This is a genomic window from Flavihumibacter cheonanensis, assembly GCF_022352215.1.
Classification (GTDB): Bacteria; Bacteroidota; Bacteroidia; order Chitinophagales; family Chitinophagaceae; genus Flavihumibacter; species Flavihumibacter cheonanensis.
Genome location: NZ_JAKRWF010000210.1, coordinates 1 through 280, shown reverse-complemented (window position 1 = coordinate 280; position 280 = coordinate 1). Strand labels below are relative to the sequence as shown.

General features: G+C 69.6%; 1 protein-coding gene. It reads left to right on the top strand.

The annotated features are described in order from the left end of the window. On the top strand, positions 1-280 hold a 280-nt coding region (locus MD536_RS21725; protein ID WP_239603870.1), incomplete at both ends, for an ABC transporter permease subunit.

The following is a 280-nucleotide window of genomic DNA, read 5'->3' as shown; positions in this document are numbered from 1 at the left end:
TGGATGGCAGCCTGGAGGAGGCCGGCCGCAGCCTGGGCCACAGTCCCTGGAGCATCTTCCGCCGCGTCACCCTGCCCCACCTGCGTCCGTCCATCGCGGCCGGCGGCCTGTTGGTGGCGCTCTACACCCTGAGCGACTTCGGCGCGGTCTCGCTGCTGCGCGCCAACGTCTTCACCCAGGCCATCTACACCCAGTATCGCTCCAGCTTCGATCGCAGCTACGCTGCGCTGTTGTCGCTGGCGCTGGTGGCGGCCACGCTGGCGATCCTGTGGGCCGAGCA